This window comes from Bradyrhizobium sp. 45, from assembly GCF_023073155.1.
GTDB lineage: Bacteria > Pseudomonadota > Alphaproteobacteria > Rhizobiales > Xanthobacteraceae > Bradyrhizobium > Bradyrhizobium canariense_D.
The window spans coordinates 1-23,292 of record NZ_JADPIX010000122.1 but is presented as its reverse complement, the minus strand read 5'-3'; the positions used below and the strand labels follow the sequence as shown (position 1 = coordinate 23,292).

22 protein-coding genes are annotated in these 23,292 nt (G+C 64.2%); 9 read left to right on the top strand and 13 right to left on the bottom strand.

Annotated features, from left to right (window positions below; genetic code table 11):
• Positions 1-22 precede the first annotated feature (22 nt).
• Positions 23-1,201, bottom strand: a complete 1,179-nt coding sequence (locus tag IVB42_RS20320) for an acetyl-CoA C-acetyltransferase (protein ID WP_018452880.1) — start codon at positions 1,199-1,201, stop codon at positions 23-25.
• Between the two features lie 303 nt (positions 1,202-1,504).
• On the opposite strand from IVB42_RS20320, the gene phaR reads away from it, so the two are divergent.
• Positions 1,505-2,101, top strand: a complete 597-nt coding sequence (phaR, locus tag IVB42_RS20315; protein ID WP_018452879.1) for a polyhydroxyalkanoate synthesis repressor PhaR — start codon at positions 1,505-1,507, stop codon at positions 2,099-2,101.
• Positions 2,102-2,170: 69 nt separating this feature from the next.
• Here the strand turns inward: phaR and IVB42_RS20310 are convergent, their stop codons facing one another.
• Positions 2,171-3,058 carry a branched-chain amino acid aminotransferase gene (locus tag IVB42_RS20310; protein ID WP_018452878.1) on the bottom strand — a complete coding sequence of 296 codons (888 nt, stop codon included), beginning with the start codon at positions 3,056-3,058 and terminating at the stop codon, positions 2,171-2,173.
• A gap of 117 nt (positions 3,059-3,175) precedes the next feature.
• Between IVB42_RS20310 and IVB42_RS20305 the strand changes: the two genes are divergently transcribed.
• The gene (locus IVB42_RS20305; protein ID WP_018452877.1) at positions 3,176-4,111 is read left to right on the top strand and encodes an alpha/beta hydrolase; all 936 of its coding nucleotides are present in this window, start codon (positions 3,176-3,178) and stop codon (positions 4,109-4,111) included.
• Positions 4,112-4,159: 48 nt separating this feature from the next.
• On the opposite strand, the gene IVB42_RS20300 is transcribed toward IVB42_RS20305, so the two are convergent.
• From IVB42_RS20300 to IVB42_RS20280, 5 genes are all read right to left on the bottom strand, one after another.
• Positions 4,160-4,405 (bottom strand): hypothetical protein, encoded by a 246-nt coding sequence (locus tag IVB42_RS20300; RefSeq protein WP_018452876.1) that lies wholly within the window; start codon positions 4,403-4,405, stop codon positions 4,160-4,162.
• Between the two features lie 111 nt (positions 4,406-4,516).
• The gene (locus tag IVB42_RS20295) at positions 4,517-5,077 is read right to left on the bottom strand and encodes a carboxymuconolactone decarboxylase family protein (protein WP_018452875.1); all 561 of its coding nucleotides are present in this window, start codon (positions 5,075-5,077) and stop codon (positions 4,517-4,519) included.
• Between the two features lie 102 nt (positions 5,078-5,179).
• Positions 5,180-5,767 carry a peroxidase-related enzyme gene (locus IVB42_RS20290; protein WP_018452874.1) on the bottom strand — a complete coding sequence of 196 codons (588 nt, stop codon included), beginning with the start codon at positions 5,765-5,767 and terminating at the stop codon, positions 5,180-5,182.
• On the bottom strand, positions 5,767-6,255 hold the full coding sequence (locus IVB42_RS20285) for a hypothetical protein (RefSeq protein WP_018452873.1): 489 nt from the start codon (positions 6,253-6,255) through the stop codon (positions 5,767-5,769). Before IVB42_RS20285 ends, IVB42_RS20290 begins: the two co-directional genes overlap by 1 nt.
• Positions 6,252-7,409 (bottom strand): PLP-dependent cysteine synthase family protein, encoded by a 1,158-nt coding sequence (locus IVB42_RS20280; protein WP_039798756.1) that lies wholly within the window; start codon positions 7,407-7,409, stop codon positions 6,252-6,254. Before IVB42_RS20280 ends, IVB42_RS20285 begins: the two co-directional genes overlap by 4 nt.
• Before the next feature lie 86 nt (positions 7,410-7,495).
• Here IVB42_RS20280 and IVB42_RS20275 point away from each other — a divergent pair, with 86 nt between their 5' ends.
• From IVB42_RS20275 to IVB42_RS20265, 3 genes are read left to right on the top strand one after another with little or no spacing between them, the layout of a single operon-like run.
• Entirely contained in the window at positions 7,496-8,476 is a 981-nt protein-coding gene (locus IVB42_RS20275) for a LysR family transcriptional regulator (RefSeq protein WP_018452871.1), read from the top strand.
• The gene (locus IVB42_RS20270; protein WP_018452870.1) at positions 8,473-9,930 is read left to right on the top strand and encodes an NAD(P)/FAD-dependent oxidoreductase; all 1,458 of its coding nucleotides are present in this window, start codon (positions 8,473-8,475) and stop codon (positions 9,928-9,930) included. The genes IVB42_RS20275 and IVB42_RS20270 overlap by 4 nt, the downstream gene beginning before the upstream one ends.
• A 25-nt stretch (positions 9,931-9,955) precedes the next feature.
• On the top strand, positions 9,956-11,260 hold the full coding sequence (locus IVB42_RS20265) for a citrate-proton symporter (protein ID WP_247398795.1): 1,305 nt from the start codon (positions 9,956-9,958) through the stop codon (positions 11,258-11,260).
• 6 nt (positions 11,261-11,266) lie between these two features.
• Here IVB42_RS20265 and IVB42_RS20260 read toward each other — a convergent pair whose 3' ends face one another.
• Positions 11,267-11,731, bottom strand: coding sequence for an Lrp/AsnC ligand binding domain-containing protein (locus tag IVB42_RS20260; protein ID WP_026232411.1), 465 nt, complete (start codon positions 11,729-11,731; stop codon positions 11,267-11,269).
• Positions 11,732-11,894: 163 nt separating this feature from the next.
• Between IVB42_RS20260 and IVB42_RS20255 the strand changes: the two genes are divergently transcribed.
• Positions 11,895-12,908 (top strand): 1-aminocyclopropane-1-carboxylate deaminase, encoded by a 1,014-nt coding sequence (locus IVB42_RS20255; protein WP_085348408.1) that lies wholly within the window; start codon positions 11,895-11,897, stop codon positions 12,906-12,908.
• 202 nt (positions 12,909-13,110) lie between these two features.
• On the opposite strand, the gene recQ is transcribed toward IVB42_RS20255, so the two are convergent.
• The 5 genes from recQ to IVB42_RS20230 form a co-directional block, all read right to left on the bottom strand.
• Complete coding sequence (recQ, locus tag IVB42_RS20250) at positions 13,111-14,976, bottom strand: DNA helicase RecQ (protein WP_018452866.1); 1,866 nt, start codon at positions 14,974-14,976, stop codon at positions 13,111-13,113.
• A 121-nt stretch (positions 14,977-15,097) separates the two neighbouring features.
• On the bottom strand, positions 15,098-15,841 hold the full coding sequence (locus tag IVB42_RS20245; RefSeq protein ID WP_026232410.1) for a polysaccharide deacetylase family protein: 744 nt from the start codon (positions 15,839-15,841) through the stop codon (positions 15,098-15,100).
• 103 nt (positions 15,842-15,944) lie between these two features.
• Positions 15,945-16,946: a homoserine O-succinyltransferase gene (locus IVB42_RS20240; protein WP_018452864.1), complete on the bottom strand. Its 1,002-nt coding sequence runs from the start codon at positions 16,944-16,946 to the stop codon at positions 15,945-15,947.
• A gap of 12 nt (positions 16,947-16,958) precedes the next feature.
• The gene (locus tag IVB42_RS20235; protein WP_085348411.1) at positions 16,959-18,260 is read right to left on the bottom strand and encodes an O-acetylhomoserine aminocarboxypropyltransferase/cysteine synthase family protein; all 1,302 of its coding nucleotides are present in this window, start codon (positions 18,258-18,260) and stop codon (positions 16,959-16,961) included.
• A gap of 379 nt (positions 18,261-18,639) precedes the next feature.
• Positions 18,640-20,214, bottom strand: a complete 1,575-nt coding sequence (locus tag IVB42_RS20230) for an amidase family protein (RefSeq protein WP_018452862.1) — start codon at positions 20,212-20,214, stop codon at positions 18,640-18,642.
• Between the two features lie 460 nt (positions 20,215-20,674).
• On the opposite strand from IVB42_RS20230, the gene IVB42_RS20225 reads away from it, so the two are divergent.
• From IVB42_RS20225 to IVB42_RS20215, 3 genes are all read left to right on the top strand, one after another.
• On the top strand, positions 20,675-21,898 hold the full coding sequence (locus tag IVB42_RS20225) for a site-specific integrase (RefSeq protein ID WP_247398792.1): 1,224 nt from the start codon (positions 20,675-20,677) through the stop codon (positions 21,896-21,898).
• Positions 21,895-22,587 carry a hypothetical protein gene (locus IVB42_RS20220; RefSeq protein ID WP_247398789.1) on the top strand — a complete coding sequence of 231 codons (693 nt, stop codon included), beginning with the start codon at positions 21,895-21,897 and terminating at the stop codon, positions 22,585-22,587. The genes IVB42_RS20225 and IVB42_RS20220 overlap by 4 nt, the downstream gene beginning before the upstream one ends.
• 65 nt (positions 22,588-22,652) lie before the next feature.
• Positions 22,653-22,928 (top strand): hypothetical protein, encoded by a 276-nt coding sequence (locus tag IVB42_RS20215; RefSeq protein WP_247398788.1) that lies wholly within the window; start codon positions 22,653-22,655, stop codon positions 22,926-22,928.
• Positions 22,929-23,292 lie beyond the last annotated feature (364 nt).

The window sequence follows — 23,292 nt, the reverse complement described above, 5'->3', positions numbered from 1 at the left end:
CGCAAATGACGCGTCAACTATCTCAGTCGCGCGCCACACACATCGCGATACCCATGCCGCCACCGATGCACAGCGTGGCGAGGCCCTTCTTCGAATCGCGCTTCTGCATCTCGTGGAGCAGCGTCACCAGCACGCGGGCGCCGGAGGCACCGACCGGATGGCCGATCGCGATCGCGCCGCCGTTGACGTTGACCTTGGAGGTATCCCAGCCGAGGTCCTTGTTGACGGCACAGGCTTGCGCAGCGAAGGCTTCGTTGGCCTCGATCAGGTCGAGATCGCCGACGTTCCAGCCGGCCTTCTTCAGCGCGGCACGCGAGGCCGGGATCGGGCCCGAGCCCATGATCTTCGGATCGACGCCCGCCTGCGCCCAGGACACGATGCGCGCGAGCGGCTTCTTGCCTTCCTTGGCGGCCTGCTTGGCGGTCATCAGCACCACGGCAGCAGCGCCGTCGTTGATGCCGGACGCCGAGCCCGCGGTGACCGTGCCGTCCTTCTCGAAGGCGGGACGAAGCTTCGCCATCGCGTCGACCGTTGCGCCATGGCGCGGATATTCGTCGGCGCTGACGACGACATCGCCCTTGCGTCCCTTGATGGTGACGGGAACGATTTCGTCGTTGAATTTACCGGCCTTCTGCGCGGCCTCGGCCTTCTGCTGCGAGGCGACCGCGAACTCGTCCTGCTGGGCGCGGGTGATCTGCCACTGCCGCGCGACGTTCTCGGCGGTGTTGCCCATGTGATAGCCGTTGAAGGCGTCCCACAGACCGTCCTTGATCATGGTGTCGATGAATTCGACTGCACCCATCTTGACGCCGCCACGCAGGTACTGGGCGTGCGGAGCCATGCTCATGGATTCCTGGCCGCCGGCGACCACGATCTCGGAATCGCCGTTGAGCAGCGCCTGATAGCCGAGCGCAACGGTGCGCAGGCCCGAGCCGCAGAGCTGGTTGACACCCCAGGCCGGGCTCTCGACCGGAATGCCGGCATTGATCGAAGCCTGACGGGCCGGGTTCTGGCCCTGGGCGGCGGTCAGGATCTGGCCCATGATGACTTCGGAGACCCGGCCGGGCTCGATGCCGCCGCGCTCCAGCGCGGCCTTGATGGCAATGGCGCCGAGATCATGGGCGGGAAGGGTTGCGAACGCTCCGTTGAAGCTTCCGACCGGGGTGCGGGCGGCGCTGACGATGACGACATCGTCTGACATGGGCATCTCCTGGGTTGAATGGGGGCAGACGGGGCTGGGGAAACGGCTCGCCAGTCTCGGACGGCATCCTGTTAACGTCGTTGAGGCATGTCAATCGGCCGGTGGCCGAATTCATCCCGCAGCGCATTCAAAATAGCGTTCTTGGCGCTTTCGCAAGCACGTTTTTGCTGCCCGATTAACCGTGGCGCACAAAACGGTAGCGTGACCCCTTTGAAAATGCTTATTTTGTTGCGTTGCGTACTCTTCCCGCCCTGCGGCATAGCCCGTCAGGTTCCCGTTCTCCGCGCTTGCAAGTGAGAGCCCATGGCGAAATCAGACCAACCCACCACGATCAAGAAATACGCGAACCGCCGGCTCTATAACACCGGGACGAGCACTTACGTGACGCTGGAAGACCTCGCCGCCATGGTCAAGGATGGCGAAGATTTCCTGGTTTACGACGCCAAGACTGGCGACGACATCACCCGCTCCGTGCTTGCCCAGATCATCTTCGAGCAGGAGAACAAGGCCGGCCAGAACCTGCTCCCGACCACCTTCCTGCGCCAGCTGATCCGCTTCTACGGCGACAGCATGCAGATGGTGGTGCCGAAATATCTGGAGCAGGCCATCGCCTCGCTCACTCAGGAGCAGGAGAAGTTCCGCAAGCAGATCGCCACCTCGCTGTCGGGAACCCCGTTTGCGCCGCTGGAGGAACAGGTCCGCCGCAACATGGAGCTGTTCCAGCAGACCTTCTCGATGTTCAAGCCTTTCGCGCCCGGCGCAGCCCGCCCCGCGGGCTCCGCGGAGCCGGCGCCCGAGCCGGCCGCCGAAGCCCCAAAGGACAGCAATATCGACGATCTGCGCCAGCAGATGAAGGACATGCAGGAACGCCTCGAGCGGATGTCGAAGAAGGACGAGTAGGGGTTCCTGCCACGCGCTAACGCGCCTTGCTGCCACAACTCCGCCGTCGTACCGGCGAAGGTGGGGAAGCTACGCCGCCAGCTTCACTGCGTGGGCAAAGTCCCAATAGAGCTTGCGCGCGCGCGTGTAGAGCGGGCCCGGCTGCAGCTCGCGATCGTCGATGCGGATCACCGGCGCGACTTTTGCGAAATTGCCGGTCGAAAAGATCTCGTCGGCGGCGAGGAAGTCGGCGTAACGCAGCGTCTTCTCGACCACGGTGACGCCGTCGGCGCGAAGCAGGCTGACGACGCGCTGGCGGGTGATGCCGTTGAGGAAGGTGCCGTTCGGCACCGGCGTGTAGACCACGCCGTCCTTGGCCATGAACACGTTGGAATTGCCGAACTCCGCGACGTTGCCGAGCATGTCGAGCATCAGCGCGTTCTGGAAGCCGCGCGAGGCGGCCTCGGCAAGCGCGCGCGAATTGTTCGGATAGAGACAGGCGGCCTTGGCCTCAACCGGGGCGCATTCGGCGGTGGGCCTGCGGAACGGCGACAGCGTGATCGCGTTGCCGACCGGCTTTGGCATCGGCGCCTCGTAGATGCACAGGCACCAATCGGTGGTCTCGGGGTCGAACAGCACGCCGCCGCCCGCGCCGTTCCGCGCCCAGTACATCGGACGAACGTAGAGCTCGGCATTCGGCGCGAAGCGTGCGATGCCCTCGTTTGCGAGTGTCATCCAGGTTCCGGAATCGACCACCGGCTTCAGGCCAAAGTTGATCGCGGATTGATTGGCGCGGGCGACGTGGCGGTCGAGATCAGGCGCGACGCCTTCGAACGCCCGCGCGCCGTCAAACACGACCGAGCCGAGCCAGGCCGCATGCGTGCGCGGGCCCATGATCGGCACATTGCCGTCGTGCCATTTGCCCTCGAAGAAGGTCCAGCTCGGCGAATATTCGATGGGCTTTTTGATCTCGGCCATGACCGGCCTCTCCCTTGGCGTGGTGCCGCATTATAGCGCCACTATTGGGCGCAATTTCTAAATGATTCCCTGCGGGAAAATGGTGAGTTACCCTCCCGCGAGGGGAAAGGAAGCACCATGCCGCTCGATCCGCTCGCAAAGCGCTTGTTGACCATGATGGCTGCGGCTGCGCCGCAGGCACGGAGCCGGCCGAGCGTGGAAGCACGGCGGCAATCATTGGCAAAGCTGATGCAGTTTGCGCGCGCCGATGCGCCTGACGTGCCGACGTCCGACGGCGTGCTGCCTGGTCCCGGCGGCGCGCTGCCCTATCGTCTCTATTCACCCGCAGGCGCCGATGATCGCGCGCCCGGCTTCGTGTTCTTTCACGGCGGCGGGCTCGTTGCCGGCAGCATCGCCACGCATGACCGCATCGCGGCGGCGTTGGCACATGCGACCGGTTGCCGCCTCGTCTCGGTCGATTACCGGCTGGCGCCAGAGCACAAATTCCCCGCCGCCGTGGACGATGCGATTGCTGCCACCGAATGGGTGGCGCGCGAGGCCGCATCGCTCGGCATCGACGCCGGGCGTCTGGTGCTCGGCGGCGATTCCGCCGGTGCAACGCTCGCTGCGATCGTGTGTCAGGAGGCGGCGCAGACAGCTGGTCTTTCCATCGTCGCGCAATGCCTGATCTGCCCGGTGCTGGATTTCGAGGAGGCCTCGCCTTCGCGCGAGGCGTTCGCCGAGGGCCACCTGATCGACCGCGTCACGATCGAAGCCGATCTCGCCGACTATCTGCCCGAAGCCTTGGACGCTGCCGATCCCCGCATCTCGCCCTTGCGCGCGACACGGCTTGCGGGCTTGCCGACCGCCATCATTCACACCGCGGAGTTCGACCCGATGCGCGACGAGGGCAATGCCTATGCCCGCAAGCTGCTCGCTGCGGGCGTCACGGTCGAGCACGTCTGCCACGAGGGCATGGTCCACAATTTCCACGCCATGGGCGCAATTCTGCCGCAGGCGCAGCTCGTGCTGTCGCAGATCGGTGAGCAGGTCAGGCGGGCGGTGGGGACGTGAAGCACCTGGTGTTGCCGCCTCCCGCAACGGGAGAGGAAAGAGAATGCCTCACGCTCTTGCCCCGATGACGGAACGCGCCGCCGCGACGTAGTTTGGCCAATGCGCATCCGCATAACGCTCGGCCTGTCGCGCGCAGGTGATTTCGGGCGCATGCGCAGCTGCGATCATGCGCGCAAAGCGCTCTTCGGCGACCGTCACATCATCGGCCGCGGTCGAGGGCGCGGCTCCAGCGGCGGTCGGCGCAACGGCGAGTCCCGCCAGTCCGGCGAGCAGGATGCGGCGTGACGTGTCCATGGCTGTCGTTCCCTCTTCATTGCACTTCGATCGTGACCGGCGAATGCATCGCCATGGCGGCGGCAGGGTACCGTGACGCTTCCGTCCAGTCCAGCAGCTGGGGCAGTGTGGTCAGTCCGGCACCGGCACGTCGAACGTGTTCAGCGTGACCGACACCATGCAGTAAACGCCGACGAGATAGGACAGTTCGGCCGCACCGTGCTCGCCGAATTCCTTGACCGCGGCCCGATAAGTCAGTTCCGGCAGCACGCCGCCGCTGACCAATGCGGACGCCACGTCGTAGGTGACGGCTTCCTGCTTGGTGAGATCGACCGGCCGCTGTCCGGCGACGATGGTCGCGAGCTTCTCGTCGGAGAGGCCGCGCTGCTCGGCAACCAGCACATGCGCATAGAGCTCGTAGCCGGAGCGGAAATGCGAACCGGTGACGAGGATCGCGACCTCACGCACCGGAGCCGGCAGCAGCGGGTTCGCCGCGATCGCCTTGACCAGCTCCCACACAGGCTTGCCGAAGCGCGGCTCGCGGATCCATGGATTCCAGGGCCCGAGCAGCGCGCCGTCGTCGCGCATGTTCACAAAGCCCTTGAAGTGGTCCTTGATGCCCGCTCGCATGTCGTCATAGAGCGGCTTCTGTTCGGCACTCAGGTCTTTCGGATCGAGAATGGGAAGGCGCACGGCAGGTCTCCTCGTTAAGAAGCCGCGAAACTCGCCCGCAGGCGCTCGCAAGGCAAGTGAAGTTGCCGTGACATTCGGTTTGGGGCGAGCCGATGGCGTCGGTTACGATGCTTCCGGCCGCACCAGCGGCTCGCCCAGCGTATGCATCAGCCGGTTGGCCCAGCCGAAGATCGCGGCCGACAGCACCAGGTCGAGCTGCTCAAGCTCGCTCAGCCCGGCCTCGCCAAGTGCGTGCGCATCGTCTGCGCTCGCTTCGATCGGAGTCGTCGAGAGTTTTGTAGCGAAATTGAACAATGCCTGCTGGCGCGTCTCCAGCGTGGCATCGCGCTCGTCGGCAAAGATCTCCTCGACGACCTCTTTGCGCCCGGAGTAATTGATGAAGCGTGAGGCGTGCACGGCGGCGCAATAGATGCAGCGGTTGACGACCGAGGCACTCAGCGCGCCGAGCTCGCGCTCCGCCGGGGACAGGCCGTCCTTGCCATACATAATGAGGTTGAACAGCGGCGAGCGCACCGCGAGCGACTCCGGGTCATGCGCCAGCGTCAGCACGTAAGGCGAGACGCCCTTGTTGGAGGGGGTGACCTTCATCGCCGCGAGCTGCTCGGGCGTTGCCGAGGCGAGCTCGACTGGCGTGACATAAGGCGACCAGGTCGGGACCGTGGTGGTGAAGCTATGGACGACCTCGCTCATCAGGCTTCGACCTCTTTCAGGAGCCTGAGGCCGGCCAGGACCCGCAGCTGGTAGTTCACGAAGGCGCCAAGCTCGGACAGCCGCACGATATCGGCCTCGCTGACGCCGGCCACCTTCAGCGCCGCAATGTCCTGTCGCGTCGCCTCGCGCGGCGAAAGCGTCAGCAGATCGACGTGGCGGGCCATGGCATCGTGAAGAGGATCGCCGCACACACCGCCGGGCCGGGTGAGCACGGCCAAATCAAGATCGCTCGAATGCGCCAGGTAGGATTCGTAATGCGCGATCAGCGCCCCGTCGCCGACATGACGGCACATCCGCGCCGCGAGTGCCGCCCGCAAGCCGTGGCTCAGACCGCCGGGCTCGCGCGGCAGCAGCACCGCGTCATGGGCCGCTTCGCTGAGGCGCAAAATCTCGGTGCGGGCGTTCAGAGCGTGGCCGAGCCGCGACGCCGCGGGCACGCCGACAATGGTTTCGATCAGCGTGGTCAAGCATTGCTCCGCGAGCTCTGTGGATTGGCGACGTCCTCGACGGCGAGCGCCGGCGGCTGCGCCGTATCGAGAAACGCCGACAGGGCAGCCTCGATCGGCATCGGATCAAGGCCGCGAGCTTTCAGCCACGTGGGATCATAATAGGTCTGCCGGTAGCGCTCGCCGGAATCGCAGATCAGCGTGACCAGCGATCCGGTTTGACCGGCGCTGCTCATCTCCGAGGCAATGCGGCACAGCGCCAGGAAATTGGTGCCGGTCGAGCCGCCGACTGGCCGGCGGAGCCGGCGCGACAGCACGTTCATCGCTGCGATCGTTGCGACATCCGGGATCTTCATCATGCGATCGACGACGCCCGGCACGAAGGAGGGTTCGCAGCGGGGCCGACCGACGCCTTCGATCAGCGAAGGCCGCTCGCAAACATGGGAGCGGTCCTGCGAGCGGAAGCAGTCGAAGAAGGCGGAATGCTCGACATCGGCAACGCAGAGCCGCGTCGGGTACTGGCGATAGCGCAAATAGCGTCCGAGCGTGGCCGAGGTGCCACCGGTGCCCGCCCCCATCACGATCCAGTCCGGCAACGGACGCGTCTCGCCCTTCAATTGCGTGAAGATCGATTCGGCGATGTTGTTGTTGCCGCGCCAGTCGGTGGCGCGCTCGGCGAAAGTGAACTGGTCCATATAGTGGCCGTTCAGGCGGGCGGCGAGCGCCGCCGCTTCCGCATAGAGTGCACGACCGTCATCGATCAGATGGCAGTTGCCGCCATAATGCTCGATCGCGGCGATCTTCTCCGCCGATGTCGTGCGCGGCATCACGGCATAGAAGGGCACGCCGATCATCTGTGCGAAATAGGCTTCCGACACCGCGGTCGATCCCGACGAGGCTTCCACCACGGGCGTGCCTTCGCGGATGTGGCCGTTGCAGAGCGCGTAGAGGAAGAGCGAGCGCGCGAGCCGGTGCTTCAGGCTGCCGGTCGGATGCGTGGACTCGTCCTTCAGATAGATGTCGATGCCTGATAGCGCCGGCACGATCAGCCGGATCAGATGCGTGTCGGCGGTGCGGCACTGGTCGGCCTCGATCGCCGCCACGGCCTCATCGACCCAGCCGCGCCGATAGGCCGGTCCGGCCGGATTGTGATGGCGAAAGGGGTTCGGCTCCATCGACATGACCCTCAACTTCTCATAATGCCTATTGCACATCAAGAAATATTGTTCATTCTATATTCGCATAATGCGGGCACCAGACCATGAACCAGGACGTTATCGACATTCGCCTTCTCGAGGCCTTTGCCGCCGTGATGTCGGCCGGCAGCATCACGGGTGCGGCACGGTTGCTCGGCCGTTCGCAGCCGGTCACGACGCGTCAGATCCAGGATCTCGAGGCTGACGTCGGCTATCTCCTGTTCACCCGGAATGGCCCGCGCATCAGCCCGACGCCGAAAGGCGTCTTGTTTCATGCCGAGGTCGAGCGGCTTCTGATGGGCCTGAAGCACATCCGCCAGCGCGCCAACGCGATCGGCGCGGGTGCGCTTCCCGTGCTCAGCCTGGCGGCGATCCCGGCGCTGGCGGCCGGCTTCGTCCCGGCTGCGCTCGCAGCGCTCGAACGCGAGTTGCTACCAAGCCAGATCCACGTGCAGGCGCTCTCGGCCGAGAATGTGGTGCAATCGGTGCTGTCGCAGTCGGTCGATTTCGGTCTTGCGAGCCTGCCGATCCAGCATCCCGGGCTCGACGTGCAGTGGGTCTGCGAGGTGCCGTGCGTTGCGTGCCTCGCGTTGGATCACCCGCTGGCGAAGAAGAAGGTCATTCGCCTGAAGGACCTTGGTGGCGTCCGGCTGCTGACGATGGCCAACCCCTACCGGCTTCGCCGCCGCGTGGAGGAGGCGCTGGAGCGTGAAGGTGTCGTGCCCGCTGGGGTCATCGATACCAACGCTTCCCTGACGGCGATTGCCATGGCCAAGCAGTCGCTCGGCATCGCCGTGGTCGAGCCGGTGCTGACGTCCAGCCTGCCGGTTGAAGGCGTCGTCACCCGGCCGTTGGACGTGTCCATTTCGTTCCTGTTCGCCGCGATTGCGCCGACCGGGCGCGAGCCGACGCCAACGGTTGCCGCACTCAACGGCGCACTGCGCGCCGCGGTCGCGCTGATGCCGGGCGCAAGGCTGCATAGCGGCGCCACCGCGCTAGCCGAGGCCGGCGACGAAACCAGTCAATTCGAGAAAGCTTCCTCATGACGATGACACCTGGTGCGGCGGGCCTCGGGGCACTTGAAGCGCGCCTGAAGCAGGATCTGGCCTGGCTCGAACTGCCCGCCAAGTCATGGGTGCCCCGCCGCGTCGTCGATGGCGAGGGTGTCTTCGACGTCGTCATCGTCGGTGCCGGCATGGCCGGCCTTGTCGCCTCCGCCATGCTCAAGCGTCTCGGCGTCGACAACCAGCTCGTGCTCGACCGCGCGTGCGCAGGCGAGGAAGGTCCCTGGGTCACGTTCGCGCGGATGCGGACGCTGCGCTCGCCCAAGGAATTGACCGGCCCCGCGATGGGCATGCCGGCGCTGACCTTCCGCGCCTTCTACGAAGCGCAATATGGCGAGCAGGCGTGGCAGGCGCTCGACCGCGCGCCGCGCACGGTATGGATGGATTACTTGATATGGTACCGCAAAGTGCTGGGCCTGCCGGTCCGCAACGGGGTCTCGGTTGCGCGTATCCACGCGCGCCCCGATGAATTGTTCGCTCTCGACATCAGCGAGAGCGGCACGTCGCGACACATTCTCGCCCGGCATGTCGTGCTGGCGACGGGGCGCGACGGCCTCGGCGGCGCTTACGTGCCGCCGCTCGCCGACGGCATCGACCGGCGCTTCTGGGCGCATTCCGCCGATCCTATCGACTTCGAAAAGCTCCGCGGCAAGCGCGTCGCCGTCGTCGGCGCGGGCGCATCCGCGATGGACAACGCGGCGATGGCGCTGGAGTCGGGCGCCGCGCGCCTCGACCTCTTCATCCGGCGCGCGGACATCCCGCGCGTCAACAAGTTCACCGGTATCGGCAGCCAAGGGGTCGTGCACGGCTTTGCCGGCCTGACGGACGACTGGAAATGGCGCTTCCTCGATCACACGCTGAAAGCGCAGACGCCGCCGCCGCGGCAGAGCGTGCTGCGCGTCTCCGCCTATCCGCAGGCGCATTTCCATCTCGCAAGTCCGATCGATGATCTCGTCGTCAAAGAGGATCATCTCATGGTGACGACGCCGAAGGGCCGCTATGCGACCGACTTCATCATCTTCGGAACCGGCTTCAAGGTCGACCTCGCGTTGCGCGACGAGCTTGCCGCGTTTGCGCCGCATATCCGCTTCTGGAGCGACCGCTTCCCGACGCCTGACGGCATGGACAATGCGGAGCTGGAAAACTCGCCCGACCTCGGCGACAGCTTTCAGTTCCTGGAGAAGCAGTCAGGCGCCTGCCCGATGCTGGCACGGCTGCACTGTTTCAACTATCCGGCGACGCTGAGCCACGGAAAGCTTTCCGGCGATATTCCCGCGATCAGCGAGGGCGCCGACCGGCTCGCGCGCGGCATCGTCCGCCGCCTCTTCGTCGAGGATCGCGAGATTCATTTCGCCAACCTCAAGGCCTTCGCAACGCCGGAACTCGTTGGCGACGAATGGCAGGATGCCGACGCCACCCATCAACTCGCCGAATAGGCGCAACCGGACAGGCAAGCGAGAGATGCAGACGAACAGGAAAGCCATCGTGGCCGCGGTCGCCGGCAACGCAATGGAGTGGTACGACTTCACCGTGTTCGCGCTGATGACACCGGTCATCAAGAACCTGTTCTTTCCGGTCGACCCGAAAATTCCGGGCAGTGAGATCAACGCGCTACTGCTGACGACCGCGCTGTTCGGCACCGGCTTCTTCATGCGACCGATCGGCGGCCTCGTGCTCGGCTATTTCGGCGATCGCAAGGGGCGGAAAGCGGCGATGACGCTCGGCATGGGCATCATGGCGCTGTCGGTCGCGCTGTTGGCATTGACGCCGACCTACGCCACGGCCGGCATTGGGGCACCCCTGATCGTGCTGCTGGCGCGGCTGTTACAGGGCTTTTCGGTCGGCGGCGAGTTCGGTACCTCGACCGCCTATCTGATCGAAGCGGCGCCTCCCGGCCGCACCGGCTTCTATGGCTCGTGGCAGATCGCCGGCCAGCTCATGGCCAACGTGCTCGGCGCAGTGCTGGGCGCCGCCCTGACGCTGACCTTCACGCAGGAGCAGCTTGCCGCCGGCGCCTGGCGTATTCCCTTCTTCGTCGGCCTCGTGATCGTTCCGATCCTGCTCTATATGCGCGCCAGCGTCATCGAGCCCGAAGCGTCCCGGCGCAGCATGGCGACGGTGCACAAGGAGGATTTCATCGCCGCGCTGAAGAATCCCGGCCGCAATTTCCTGATCGGCATGGGCATGGTGGTGGCGAGCGCCGTGTCGTTCTACGTCACCTTCGGCTACACCGTGACGTACGCCAAGGAGGTGCTGAAGCTGCCGCTGATGCAGAGCTTCCTGGTTCAGATGATCGCGGCGATCGTGATGGTGATCGTCGTCCCCATTGCCGGCGCCATCTCCGACCGCTACCCGCGCAAGCCGCTGCTGCTGGTCTCGCTCATCGGCTATTTCGTCTCGCTCTATCCGCGCTATAGCTGGGTGATCTCCGAGCCGTCGATCGCAAAGCTCCTGGTCGCCCAGGTCGTCATCGGCTGCTTCAGCGCCTTCTTCCTCGGCGTCTACTGCACCACGCTGGTCGAGCTGTTCCCGATCCGGGTCCGCTCGACCGCGCTTGCCATCGTCAACAATGTCGCGGTGCTGGTATTCGGCGGCTTTGCCCAGTTCTTCGTGACATGGCTGATCGCGCTCACCGGCTCCCCGTTGGCGCCGATCTTCTATGTGATGATCGGCGTCGGCCTCGGGCTGATCGCGGTGATCGCGATGCGGCCGGAGGACGCCGGCCGGGAGCAGGTCGCGGACGGCATCGTCGAACAAGCGTTGTGAGGCCGCTCAAAACTCCAGCGGCGCGTTGTCGACGACTTCCTTCATCACGAAGAAGGTGCGGGTCTGGCGCACGCCGGGCAGCGCGATCAGTTGCTCGCCGTGGATACGGTTGAAGTCCTCCATGTCGCCGACGCGGATCTTGAGGAAATAGTCGAAGTCGCCGGCGACGAGGTGACAGTCGAGCACGAATTTCAGCCTGGTGATCGCCTGCTCGAAGATCGCAAAGCTCTCCGGCGTCGAACGGTCGAGCACGACCCCGACCATCACCAGCGTACCCTTTGCCACCTTCTTCGGCGCGACGATGGCGCGGACGGCGGCGATGAAGCCGTGCTCGAACAGGCGCTGGGTGCGGCGATGGCAGGTGGCGGGACTGATGGCGACGGTTTCGGCCAGCTCGGCGTTGCTGAGCCGGCCGTTATTTTGCAGCAATCGCAACATCTTAAGGTCGACACGATCAAGACGAGCGGACATGGAAGAAGCTTCCGTTCTTAGTACCTAGTCCGAAAGGAATACCACACATCTCGTCCATTATCGCAAGATCATCCGCAATAGAGGCGCAATATTTGAAAGCACCTTTTTGCAGAGCGATGCTAGCATTTTTGGAGACATTAACGCCAATCGGGATGACCTGACGATGCTCGAAAAATTCGCGCGCTATCCGCTGACCTTTGGTCCGACGCCCATCGAGAAGCTGGAGCGGCTGTCAAAGCATCTCGGCGGCAATGTCGAGGTCTATGCCAAGCGCGAGGACTGCAATTCCGGCCTCGCTTATGGCGGCAACAAGCTGCGCAAGCTCGAATACATCATCCCCGACGCGATCGCCTCGAACGCCGACACGCTGGTCTCGATCGGTGGCGTGCAGTCCAACCACACCCGCATGATCGCGGCCGTCGCGGCCAAGATCGGCATGAAGTGCCGCCTGGTGCAGGAGGCCTGGGTGCCGCACGAGGACGCCGTCTATGACCGCGTCGGCAACATCATGCTGTCGCGCATCATGGGCGCCGACGTGCGCCTGGTCGACGACGGCTTCGACATCGGCATCCGCAAGAGCTGGGAGGACGCGATCGAGGAGGTGAAGGCGGCGGGCGGCAAGCCCTATGCGATTCCCGCCGGCGCCTCCGTGCACAAATTCGGCGGCCTCGGCTATGTCGGCTTCGCCGAGGAAGTGCGCAAGCAGGAAGCCGAACTCGGCTTCAAGTTCGACTACATCGTGGTCTGCACCGTCACCGGCTCGACCCATGCCGGCATGCTGGTCGGCTTCGCCGCCGATGGCCGCGCGCGAAAGGTGATCGGCATCGACGCCTCCTTCACCCCGGCGCAGACCAAGGCGCAGGTGCTCTCGATCGCACAGAACACGGCCAAGCTCGTCGAGCTCGGCAAGGATCTCGTCGCCGACGACGTCGTGCTGATCGAGGATTATGCTTATCCCGCCTACGGCGTGCCGTCGGAAGAAACCAAGGAGGCAATCCGCCTCACCGCGCGTCTCGAAGCCATGATCACCGACCCCGTCTACGAGGGCAAGTCGATGCAGGGCCTGATCGATCTCACGCAGAAGGGCTATTTCGAGAAGGGCGCAAAGATCCTCTACGCCCATCTCGGCGGCGCGCCGGCGCTGAACGGCTATGGATATGCGTTCCGGAACGGCTAGCGCGTCGGTGATGTGAGGCGGCGCGCACCTCCCGACGAGTGTCGTCCTGGCGAAAGCCAGGACCGATTACCCCGACTGCCAATTGTTGAAACACGCTGAGGCAGTCAGCGTGCCTTTTCCTACGGCCCGTGGCTATGGATCCCGGATCGGCGCTCCGCTTCGCTGCGCTTGTCCGGGATGACGGCGGAGGTGTGCCCGCGCCCTACCGCGTCCTGACGATCTGCAGCAGCTCGTCGCCGTAATGCTCGAGCTTCTTGTCTCCGATGCCGGGCACATTGCGCAGTTCGTCCAGCGTGGTCGGCCATGCGCGAACGATGCCGTCGATGGTGGCGTCATGCAGCACGACGTAGGCCGGCACGCCACGTGCGCGGGCAATGTCCGAGCGCCACGCTCGTAGCCGCGCGCGCAATTCAGGATCGACATCGCCCTGCGGCGCGTCGGCTGCCGGGGCCAGATCACCGCGGCGGGACTTGGCGCGGCTCGAACGGATCCGGACGCCGGGCGCCTCTTCGCGCAGCCACACTTCCGTTTCGCCCCGCAGCACGCCGCGCGACGAATCCGTCAGCTTCAGCGCGCCGAACGATTCGCTGTCACTCAGCAAATGTCCCATCGCCACGAGCTGCCGCAGCACCGTACGCCACTGCTTCTCGTTGAGCTCGCGTCCGATGCCGAAAACGGTGAGCTTGTCGTGACCGAACTGCGTCACCTTCTCGGTCAGGCGTCCGATCAGCACGTCGATGAGGTGCATCGCGCCGAAACGCTGCCCGGTGCGATAGGCACAGGATAGCAGTTTTTGCGCCAGCACCCTGCCGTCGCGCATTTTCGGCGGCGTCAGGCAATTGTCGCAATTGCCGCAGCCCTCGCCCATCACGATCTCGCCGAAATAGGCGAGCAGCCGCCGGCGCCGGCAGTGCGGCGTTTCGGCGAGGCCAACGAGCGCATCGAGCTTGCCAATCGAGACCCGCTTGAATTCGTCGGAGCCGCTCGACTCGTCGATCATGCGGCGCTGCTGCACGATGTCCGAGAGACCGTAGGCCATCCAGGCCGCCGACGGCTTGCCGTCGCGGCCGGCGCGTCCTGTCTCCTGGTAATAGGCCTCGATGCTCTTGGGTAGATCGAGATGCGCGACGAAGCGCACGTCCGGCTTGTCGATGCCCATGCCGAAGGCAATGGTCGCGACGATGACGATGCCGTCCTCGTTGAGGAAGCGGTCCTGGTTGCGCGAGCGCACGCTGCTGTCGAGCCCGGCGTGATAGGGCAATGCGGCAATGCCGGCGTCGTCGAGCGCCGCGGCGACCTCCTCGACCCGTTTGCGGGAGAGACAATAAACGACGCCCGCATCACCTGCGTGACGCCCCCGGATGAAATCCTTGAGCTGCGACACCGCGTTGCGCTTGTCGACGATCTCATAACGGATGTTGGGACGATCGAAGCTGGAGACGAAGTGCGGACTGTCTGCAAGCTGAAGCCGCTCGACGATCTCCTTGCGGGTCAATTCGTCGGCAGTCGCGGTCAGCGCGATGCGCGGCACGTCGGGAAAGCGCTCGGCGATGATCGACAGGCCGACATATTCGGGGCGGAAATCATGGCCCCATTGCGAGACGCAATGCGCCTCGTCGATCGCGAACAGCGCCACCTTCGCCCGCGCCAGCAGCGCCAGGCAGCGCGGCGTCAGCAGCCGTTCCGGCGCGACATAGAGCAGGTCGAGATCACCCACGATCAGGCGCCGCTCGATGTCGGAGGCTTCCTGCGGGGTCAGCGACGAGTTCAGCGCGGCCGCGTTGACCCCGGCTTCGAGCATGGCGGCGACCTGGTCGCGCATCAGCGCAATCAAGGGCGACACCACGACACCGCAGCCTTCGCGCAGCAGCGCCGGCAATTGATAGCACAGCGACTTGCCGCCGCCGGTCGGCATCAACACCAGGCAATTGCCGCCGCCGGTGACGTGCCGGATGATCTCGCCCTGCGCGCCGCGGAACCCGGGCAGGCCGAACACCGAACGCAGCACCGACAGCGCATCGCGGCCCTGGGCCGGCGCAGGCAGCGGAGCGGTGGAAGGAGAGGACATGGGCATGTCGGGGTGAGGCCGTGAGATTCGTCACAAGGCCAGTCGCATGACCGCGCAGGCGTGGCAAGGCTGTTTGCTCCGCAGGACGCCGCCTTCCACCCTTCGTGGGAAGAAAACTTTCTTACGCCCCGATCCTCCGCAGCGCTTCCGCGACCGTCACGATCGGCATGTCGCGCCTCGCGGCGGCCTGCAGCGCATGGCGCATCAGGTCCGGCGTGCAGCCATACGGGCTCGGCGCGTTGGCGACGTCATGACCGTAGAAGATCAGCCATCCGCCGCTCTCGACCGCCTCGTCGAAATAGCCATCGACACCCGTCGTATTGATCTCGCGATCGACCAGGGGCGAGGCCCGCAGGAACTGGAGATCGATGACGTCGCGATTGACGCCGGGAAGGATGCCGCGCGCCGAGCGGAAGGTCTTGGCGAGCTGCGGCTTGCGCCACACCGACGCGATGCCATAGGGGTAAGCAAAATTTTCGAGCGTGATCGAGGAATCGATGCCGCGAAAATGGCTGCGGTTTCGCTCGATCTCGCGGGCCATGGCGGTCTCGTCGAGATTGACCGCACTCTGGTGCGAGAAGGTGTGGCACGCAATCTCGTGCCCCGCCCGGTGAAGCCGCACGATCGCGTCGTTCGACAGGCCGTGCCAATGGTCCGAGGGACGATCGACCAGGCTGCCCGCGAGATAGAAGGTACCGCGGCCGCCATGCTGCTCCAGAAGCTCGGCGCCCTCGCCTGCGGCGCTATCGGGGGCATCGTCGAAGGTGAAGCTCACCATGGGCGCATGCGCGGGCAGACGGTGCGGCGCGGCACGAAAGTGCCGGGCCAGCCGATTGCTCACGCGTCCCTGGAGTGCCGACCACACGACTCGCATTTCCTGTCTGCCCCGCCGTCACTGAAGCATTCGTGCGCCGCTCGAGGCAAGCTACACACTTCGTTAGTCCTAACGTCGATGCCGTCGTCCCGACCTAACGTGCAAGCACCGACGCGTCGGTCCCCGCGCCGAGATATTGCAGCCAGTTCCGGAACAATGCCGCCGCGGCGCTGCCCGCGGCAATATCGGCACGCAAATTCAGCGCGGGCAGCTCGTTGCTGAGCGCGGGGTGGCGCTGGTGCCTTGCCTGTTTCTCGAAGCGGACCAGCTTCTCTTCGGTCGAAGCGTCAAAATAGCTCACGGGCAGATGCGGATAATTGTCGCGCTCACGCGCGAGATAACGGCCGATGTCGCGCAGATATTCACGCTGAAGCGACAGCGCGTCATATTCCGGATGGCCCTGGAAGAACACGAATCGGCTGGCATATTGGCGGACGAAGGTATCGACGCCGGCCTTTGCCGAACGCGTCAGCACCTGGTAGCCGGCCTCAACGAGGTCGCTCTCGGCGATCTCGTTGAGACGCGAATGCGAGACCTTGAGGGGAGCGGGCGCGGCCCGCGTCAGCGGATCCCTGGTCACGGCTTCGCAGTCGAAAATGCCGTGACATTTGGCCGGCAGCGGCCGCCGTTCGATGCGGTCGAGATGCAGCACCGCGGCATGCGCAGCGAGGCACGACCAGATCGTCGAGCGCGTGTTGACCTTGGCCCAGTCGATCAGCTCGGTGAGATCGCGCCAATACGGTTCCTGGTCGAGCTCAGGCGCGATCGGCTCGGCGCCGGTCACGATCAGGCCGTCGAACCTGTGGCGTCTGAGCTCGGTGAGTTCCGAGTATTCGCTCTCGACATGCCATCTCGCTTCCGGCGAGCGCTTCACCGAAGGCAGCGAGAAGCAGTGAAAGCGGATGCGGCGCGGACCTGCTGCGGCTTGCAGCAGCTTCATGAATTGCCGCTCGGTCGCCTTCAGCGCCGGATCCGGCATGTTGTTGATCAACCCGATCGTGAGCTCGGTGCCGCCGGGCTCGCGCGCCAGATCGCCCGCTCCCGGCACCAGCGCCGGGCTCGATATAGCTTGATCCCTGTCGATCAGGATCGTCATCGGCGCAGCCGCCTACTCCGCGGCCTGGAGGCGCGCGGACGGGCAGGCCTTTTCCAGTGCCTGATCGAGGTCCTCGATGATGTCCTGGCAATGCTCGATGCCGATCGACAAGCGGATCGTTTCCGGCAAAACGCCGGCGACCCGCTGCTGCTCCGCCGACATCTGCCGGTGCGTGGTCGAGGCCGGATGGCAGGCCAGCGACTTGGCATCGCCGATATTGACGAGGCGCGTGATCAGCTTCAGCGCATCGTAGAAGGACTTGCCGGCTTCCATGCCGCCCTTGATGCCGAAGGTGAACAGCGACGAGGCGTTGCCGTCGAGATATTTCTGCACCAGCGGATAATAGGGACTGTCCGGGAAGCCGGTGTAGTTGACCCAGGCCACGCGCGGATCCTTGCGCAGGAATTCGGCGACCTTGCGGGCGTTTTCGCAGTGGCGCTCCATGCGCAGCGCGACGGTTTCGATGCCCTGGAGCAGCAGGAAGGCGTTGAACGGCGACAGCACCGAACCCATGGTGCGCTGATAGATGCTGCGCGCGCGCTCGATATAGGCTGTGCGGCCGAAGCGCTCGGCATAGACGAGGCCGTGATAGGAGGCATCCGGCTTGTTGTAACCGGGGAAGCGGTCGGCGTGCTTGGCCCAGGGGAAATTTCCGGAGTCGACGATGGCGCCGCCGAGCGTGGTGCCGTGACCGCCCAGAAACTTGGTCAGCGAATGCACGGCGATGTCGGCGCCGTAATCGAACGGCTTGAGCAGGATGGGCGTTGCAACGGTATTGTCGACGATCAGCGGCACGCCGTGGGCGTGGGCGACCTTCGCCAGTGCTTCGATGTCGCAGACATTGCCGGCGGGATTGCCGATGGTTTCGGCGAACACGGCGCGGGTGTTCTCGTCGATCAGCCTTTCGATTGCCTCGGGCTTGTCGCTCTCGGCGAAGCGGCCGGTGATGCCCTGCCGCGGCAGGATGTGCGAGAGCAGCGTATGCGTGGTGCCATAGAGCTGCGGCACGGAAACGATGTTGCCGCCGTGATCGGCGACGTTGACGAAGGCGAAATGCAGCGCGGCCTGCCCGGTCGCGACCGCAAGCGCGCCGACGCCGCCCTCGAGCTCCGCGATACGCTTTTCCAGCACCGCGCTGGTCGGATTGGCGATGCGGCTGTAGCGATAGCCTTCGGTCTCGAGATTGAAGAGCGCCGCGCCGTGATCGGCGCTGTCGAAGGCGTAGGCCGCGGTCTGGTAGATCGGCACGGCAACCGCGTGCGTGGTGGCTTCGGGCTCGTAGCCGGCGTGAATAGCGATCGTCTCGTTGCGCATCGTGCCACCTCCGCGTGGAGCGGGCCGCACTTATTGGCCTGTATGAGGCATGTGCGTTGTCCGCCGTCCCTCTGTTAGAGGCGGGTGGTAAAGCGGACAATAATTCGTCTAGAGATCGAGGAAGTAACCCTAACGGTTGTTGGGGAATTGGCTAAAATTCAAGTCAAATTGGATTAATGAAGTTTTGCGGTTGGCGGCAGCGAACACGCTGCACTCCCTTCTCCCCTTGTGGGAGAAGGTGGCGCGAAGCGCCGGATGAGGGGTCTCTATCCATACGGCCAAGCTTGCGTTAGCGGAGAGAGACCCCTCACCCGTCTCGCCGCTGCGCGGCGAGCCACCCTCTCCCACAAGGGGAGAGGGAAACAACTTCGCTGCCCTATCAGTCCATCTGTTCCCACAGCCGATGGGCGAGCACGCCGGCGCGCTTCTCGATCGCGGCCGCTGCATCGAGCGCGAGATCCTCGCGATAGCGCCCGGCAATGAGCTGCACGCCGATCGGCTGGCCATCGTGCAGCGTCACCGGCACCACGGCGCCCGGCAGGCCCAGCACGTTGATCGCGGAGATGAAGCGGATCTCGCCCCAGAAAATCTCGCGCACGCGCTGGGGGCTGACAGTGTCCTCGCGCGGGCTAGGCGTCGGCTTCACCGTGGTCGGTGCCAGCACCACCGGATACTCCTCGAAGAACAATTGCCAGGCGCGAATGTGGCCGTTGCGCGCGGCGGTCGCCTGCATCCAGGCCTTGAGGTCGAGCACGTTGGCCTTGGCTTTCATGCCGCCCCACGCCTTGTGGAAGTCTTCCGACGTCACCTTCAGCATGCCGGCCTCCTGCATCACCATCGTCTCGTTGGTGATGATGTCGCACCAGGTCTGCCAGACGCCGTCGATGTCGGGCACATCGACCTCGCTGACGCGATAGCCGGAACGCTCCAGGTGATCGGCGGCCTGACGCAACGCCGCCGCGACGTGCGGATCGACGTCCATGTCTTCAGGAATCCTGGCGAGCGCGACCTTGATCGGCCCCTTCGGCTTCGGCCCGACCAGCGGCGCCGGTACCCACCAGGGATCGCGCGGATCGCGCTGGCTCATCACCTCCAGCGCGAGCCTGACGTCGGCGACGTGGCGGGCGAGCGGCCCCTGCGCCGACATCAGATGCGCCAGCATCGGCCGCTCGGCGGTTGCGCTTGCGTTGAAGGCCGGAATACGTCCCTGCGTCGGCTTGATGGTCGCAACGCCGTTGCAATGCGCCGGCCAGCGCAGCGAGCCGCCGATGTCGTTGCCGTGCGCGATGGTGCCTATGCCGGCGGCGACCGCCGAACCCGCACCGCCCGAGGAGCCGCCGCAGGTGATATTGGGATCCCAGGGATTGAGCGTCAGCCCGTGCAGGGGATTGTCGGTGAAGCCGCGGAAGGAGAATTCCGGCGTGTTGGTGAGGCCGATGATGATCGCGCCAGCCTTCTTCAGGTTGCGCACCACCGGCGAATCCGACGGCGCGATGAGGTCCTTGTTGGCGGGGACGCCATTGAAGTTCGGACGGCCCTCGTAGTCGACGTTCTCCTTGATCGTGATCGGTACGCCGTGCAGAAGGCCGAGCTCGCCGCCCTTCGCGCGCCGCTTGTCGGCCGCATGCGCCGCGGCCAGCGCCTCCTCAGAGAGATCGACGACAACCGCGTTCAGTCGCGGATTGACGGCCCGCATCCGCTCGAGATGCGCCTCGACGGTCTCGACCGCCGAGATGGCGCTGGAGCGGATGGCGGCTGCGGTCTCGACCGCCGACCATTGCCAGGCCGGGCCTTTTGGGCGGCGTGGTGCCGATGATTTGCGCGGAGCTGCCTGCTTGACCGGCTTGGTTGCAGCCTTCGCGACCTTGCCCTTGCGAACGGCGCTTGTCTTGCTGGAGGTCTTCGCTGCTTTCTTCGCAGCAGATTTCTTCCTGGTCGCCGTCTTCTTCGCCACGTCGCATCTCCTCACATTGCGCCGCGGAAGTTATGGAGGTCACGCCACCGTGTACAGGCGCGTTTCTGCATGGCGCGACTTCACGACGCGTTGTGGCGGCCGAAGGCGCGCGAGAGACGCTCATGCACCTTTGGGGCTTTTCCCACGACGCATGTACTGGTTGAATGATGGAATAAACTGCGGCCAGGTTGCCGCATCGCGACCGGGTTTTGACGCCGCCATTTGGACAGCGGCAATTGGAGCGGACACGGGGCTGATGGCGGAGAGAGTGGCCGCCTTTATAGCGGTTGGTAAGCCCCGAAACGGCCCGAACAGGACCGGCGGTGAGGCCTTAAAAAGCCTTGCGCCGTCAGATTTTCTCCACTTGTTCCTGCCCGTTTTCGCCCGATATTGGTCGGTATGCACCGCTACGGCCGAACCGGGGGTCTAGCCGGGGGTTTACAGCCGGGGGGAAATTGCCATGGCATTGACCACAAGGCAGGTCGCGAAACTCACTGAGCCGGGCCGCTACGGCGACGGCAAGGGCCTCTATCTGCAGGTAACGCCGACCGGCGCCCGCTCATGGCTGCTGCGCTATGAGCGCGGCGGGCGCGAGCGGGCGATGGGCCTGGGACCAGTGGATGACTTCACATTGGACGAGGCCCGCGAGCGCGCCCGCAAGGCACGACAGCTGTTGAAGGATGGGATCGACCCGATCGATGCTCGAACCGAGGAGCGCGTCAACCAGGCTGCAGAACGAGCTTTGGCGGCGGCAGCGAACGTTACATTTAGCGAATGCACCCAACAATACTTCAAATTTCACTCACGCAAATGGAGCAACGCAAAACACAGCGCGCAATTTCTCTCGACAATGAAGATGTACGCGTACCCGGCGTTAGCAAAGTTGCCGGTTGCGGCGATAGACAAGACGCTCGTCCTCAAGGCGATCAAGCCGATCTGGGACACCAAAACCGAGACGGCAAGCCGAGTGCGCGGTCGTATTGAAGCCATTCTTGATTTTGCGAAGACGAGCGGCTATCGGACGGGGGATAATCCCGCTGCCTGGGATGGCAACCTGGCTCACGTCCTTCCCGCACGGAACACGATCGCCAAGGTCAAACACCACGCCGCGCTACCCTTGGCCGAAACATCTGGCTTTATGGCTCAGCTCGCAGTTCGCGAGGGCATCGCCCCGAGGGCATTGGAGTTCACGATCCTGAATGCCAGCCGCACAGGTGAAGTCATCGGCAGTCGCTGGTCGGAGATTGATCTGGATGCAAAGCTGTGGACCATCCCAGCAGAGCGCATGAAGGCCAAAAAAGAACATCGCGTACCGCTGACCGGCCGTTCTCTTGAACTATTGAAGGCGCTTCCCCGTGAGGGTGATTTTGTATTCCCCGGCGCCCGCAAGGGCGTTCCGATTTCGAACATGGCGATGGCTGAGGTGCTGAAACGCATGGGCCGCTCCGACATCACTGTCCACGGCTTTCGGTCTACGTTTCGGGATTGGGCGGCGGAACGGACTAGCTATCCTAATCACGTCGTCGAAATGGCACTCGCCCATGTGGTTGGCAACAAGGTGGAGGCCGCCTATCGACGTGGCGATTTGGTTGCTAAGCGTGCGCGGCTCATGGCCGATTGGGCAAAGTATTGCACCTCACCGAAACGCTCAGGCGACGTCGTTGCCATCCGGGGGGGCAAATGATCGCCAAAAATGAAATTCCGAAGCTTATCGAAGCCGTGAACATCAAGGATCTCTACTATCCGTTTAGCCTCGTTCCCGATGGGCACATTGACTTCTTTTTCACGGATGAAGCTTTTTTCGCGGATCAAGTGTTCCTACCCGGAGGGGGGAGGTACCAAGGTGCGATTCAAAAAGCGCTCCACATCCTCAGGCCCAACCCTGCGGAACGGGCGACATGCCGAACAACTATCAGACATGCCATCGGTACCGTTAATCGTGCCGAAGAAGAGCAAAGAATCCGATCTCCACGATCCAAAGATTCCGAACGTGCAGTGAAGCGGCTTGCCGAGGCGTTAAATAGGGCCAAGGTTGCCTATAATGACTTGCCGCCTCTCCAGCAAATTCACTTCGACAAAGCGTTCGACCTTCAGGGCGCAATCGAGTTCTGCGATGACCTAACGTTCGAGTGGAAGAAGGTACCAATGCCGCAAGGGCGCGCCAGTCATCGTCAACAAGCAGCGGTAGATGTGGCCTTCAAATTGACAGAATACTGGCTGGTCAAGAAGCTGCGCCTCCGTGAGGCCATCACGCTGACGCGCAAAAACGCTTGGCACCAGCTCTCAGCCATTTTGTTTGGCGACCCCAAGATTGATCTGCTTACTCACATGACGCGGTACCTGCGATCTGGCCGCAAACCGGGTGTCAAATAGTCCCGGTTCGCGGCTACAAGTGACGTTATGGCTGTCCACCTGGCATTAAACCGTGGAGAGCCCCAATGTCCAAACGCCGTCGACACCCAATCGACAATCAACCTATCAATCCCGACTGGTTTTATCGCGTAGCCTATGGTCACTATTTTTTTGGCTATCGCGACACCGCCCTCGCCGGAAAGATTGCTTCTGGCGAAGTCCCGTCCCCCATTTCGCTTAGCGACACGGGCAGAGCAAAAGGCTGGTTTGGCCGCGTGATTCTTGCGTGGCAGGCAGAGCGTGAGGCAAAGGCACGCGCCGAGGCCGGCACCAATACCACGCGCAATCGAAAAATCGGTTGACGCACCATGGCGCACAAAAGGAAAAGCCGCGTCGGCCATGGCACGCGGGGTCCGGCTGGTAGAAATTTCTCAGCTGCCAAGCAAGGCGCTTCTTCCCGAAAGGCCCCCGCCGGACAAGCCGCCGCCAACGAACGTCATTGGCCAGACAGTTACGCCATCGGGGACGCCTGTCGCGAAGCACAGGACGCCACCGCTGCACGGGAGGCGCAGAAGGCCCATAAATTAAGATCTGCGGCGTTGCAGCTCGGCTTTACGCGGGACGAAAGTAAGCGCTTAGCCGCAACCCTATTGAGGCTGGCTTGACGTTTTGCGGAATCGCCACGGCATGAGGTCTTCGATGCGGCTATGGGGATGGCCGTCGATG

What these genes read in the sequence shown, in the direction of transcription:
- IVB42_RS20220 (WP_247398789.1), top strand. Translation starts at nt 21,895, where the DNA reads ATGATCGCCAAAAATGAAATTCCGAAGCTTATCGAAGCCGTGAACATC.
- IVB42_RS20290 (WP_018452874.1), bottom strand. Translation starts at nt 5,767, where the DNA reads ATGAGCGAGGTCGTCCATAGCTTCACCACCACGGTCCCGACCTGGTCG.
- IVB42_RS20270 (WP_018452870.1), top strand. Translation starts at nt 8,473, where the DNA reads ATGACGATGACACCTGGTGCGGCGGGCCTCGGGGCACTTGAAGCGCGC.
- IVB42_RS20225 (WP_247398792.1), top strand. Translation starts at nt 20,675, where the DNA reads ATGGCATTGACCACAAGGCAGGTCGCGAAACTCACTGAGCCGGGCCGC.
- recQ (WP_018452866.1), bottom strand. Translation starts at nt 14,976, where the DNA reads ATGTCCTCTCCTTCCACCGCTCCGCTGCCTGCGCCGGCCCAGGGCCGC.
- IVB42_RS20300 (WP_018452876.1), bottom strand. Translation starts at nt 4,405, where the DNA reads ATGGACACGTCACGCCGCATCCTGCTCGCCGGACTGGCGGGACTCGCC.
- IVB42_RS20280 (WP_039798756.1), bottom strand. Translation starts at nt 7,409, where the DNA reads ATGGAGCCGAACCCCTTTCGCCATCACAATCCGGCCGGACCGGCCTAT.
- IVB42_RS20215 (WP_247398788.1), top strand. Translation starts at nt 22,653, where the DNA reads ATGTCCAAACGCCGTCGACACCCAATCGACAATCAACCTATCAATCCC.
- IVB42_RS20255 (WP_085348408.1), top strand. Translation starts at nt 11,895, where the DNA reads ATGCTCGAAAAATTCGCGCGCTATCCGCTGACCTTTGGTCCGACGCCC.
- IVB42_RS20265 (WP_247398795.1), top strand. Translation starts at nt 9,956, where the DNA reads ATGCAGACGAACAGGAAAGCCATCGTGGCCGCGGTCGCCGGCAACGCA.
- IVB42_RS20275 (WP_018452871.1), top strand. Translation starts at nt 7,496, where the DNA reads ATGAACCAGGACGTTATCGACATTCGCCTTCTCGAGGCCTTTGCCGCC.
- phaR (WP_018452879.1), top strand. Translation starts at nt 1,505, where the DNA reads ATGGCGAAATCAGACCAACCCACCACGATCAAGAAATACGCGAACCGC.
- IVB42_RS20305 (WP_018452877.1), top strand. Translation starts at nt 3,176, where the DNA reads ATGCCGCTCGATCCGCTCGCAAAGCGCTTGTTGACCATGATGGCTGCG.
- IVB42_RS20240 (WP_018452864.1), bottom strand. Translation starts at nt 16,946, where the DNA reads ATGACGATCCTGATCGACAGGGATCAAGCTATATCGAGCCCGGCGCTG.
- IVB42_RS20320 (WP_018452880.1), bottom strand. Translation starts at nt 1,201, where the DNA reads ATGTCAGACGATGTCGTCATCGTCAGCGCCGCCCGCACCCCGGTCGGA.
- IVB42_RS20235 (WP_085348411.1), bottom strand. Translation starts at nt 18,260, where the DNA reads ATGCGCAACGAGACGATCGCTATTCACGCCGGCTACGAGCCCGAAGCC.
- IVB42_RS20310 (WP_018452878.1), bottom strand. Translation starts at nt 3,058, where the DNA reads ATGGCCGAGATCAAAAAGCCCATCGAATATTCGCCGAGCTGGACCTTC.
- IVB42_RS20260 (WP_026232411.1), bottom strand. Translation starts at nt 11,731, where the DNA reads ATGTCCGCTCGTCTTGATCGTGTCGACCTTAAGATGTTGCGATTGCTG.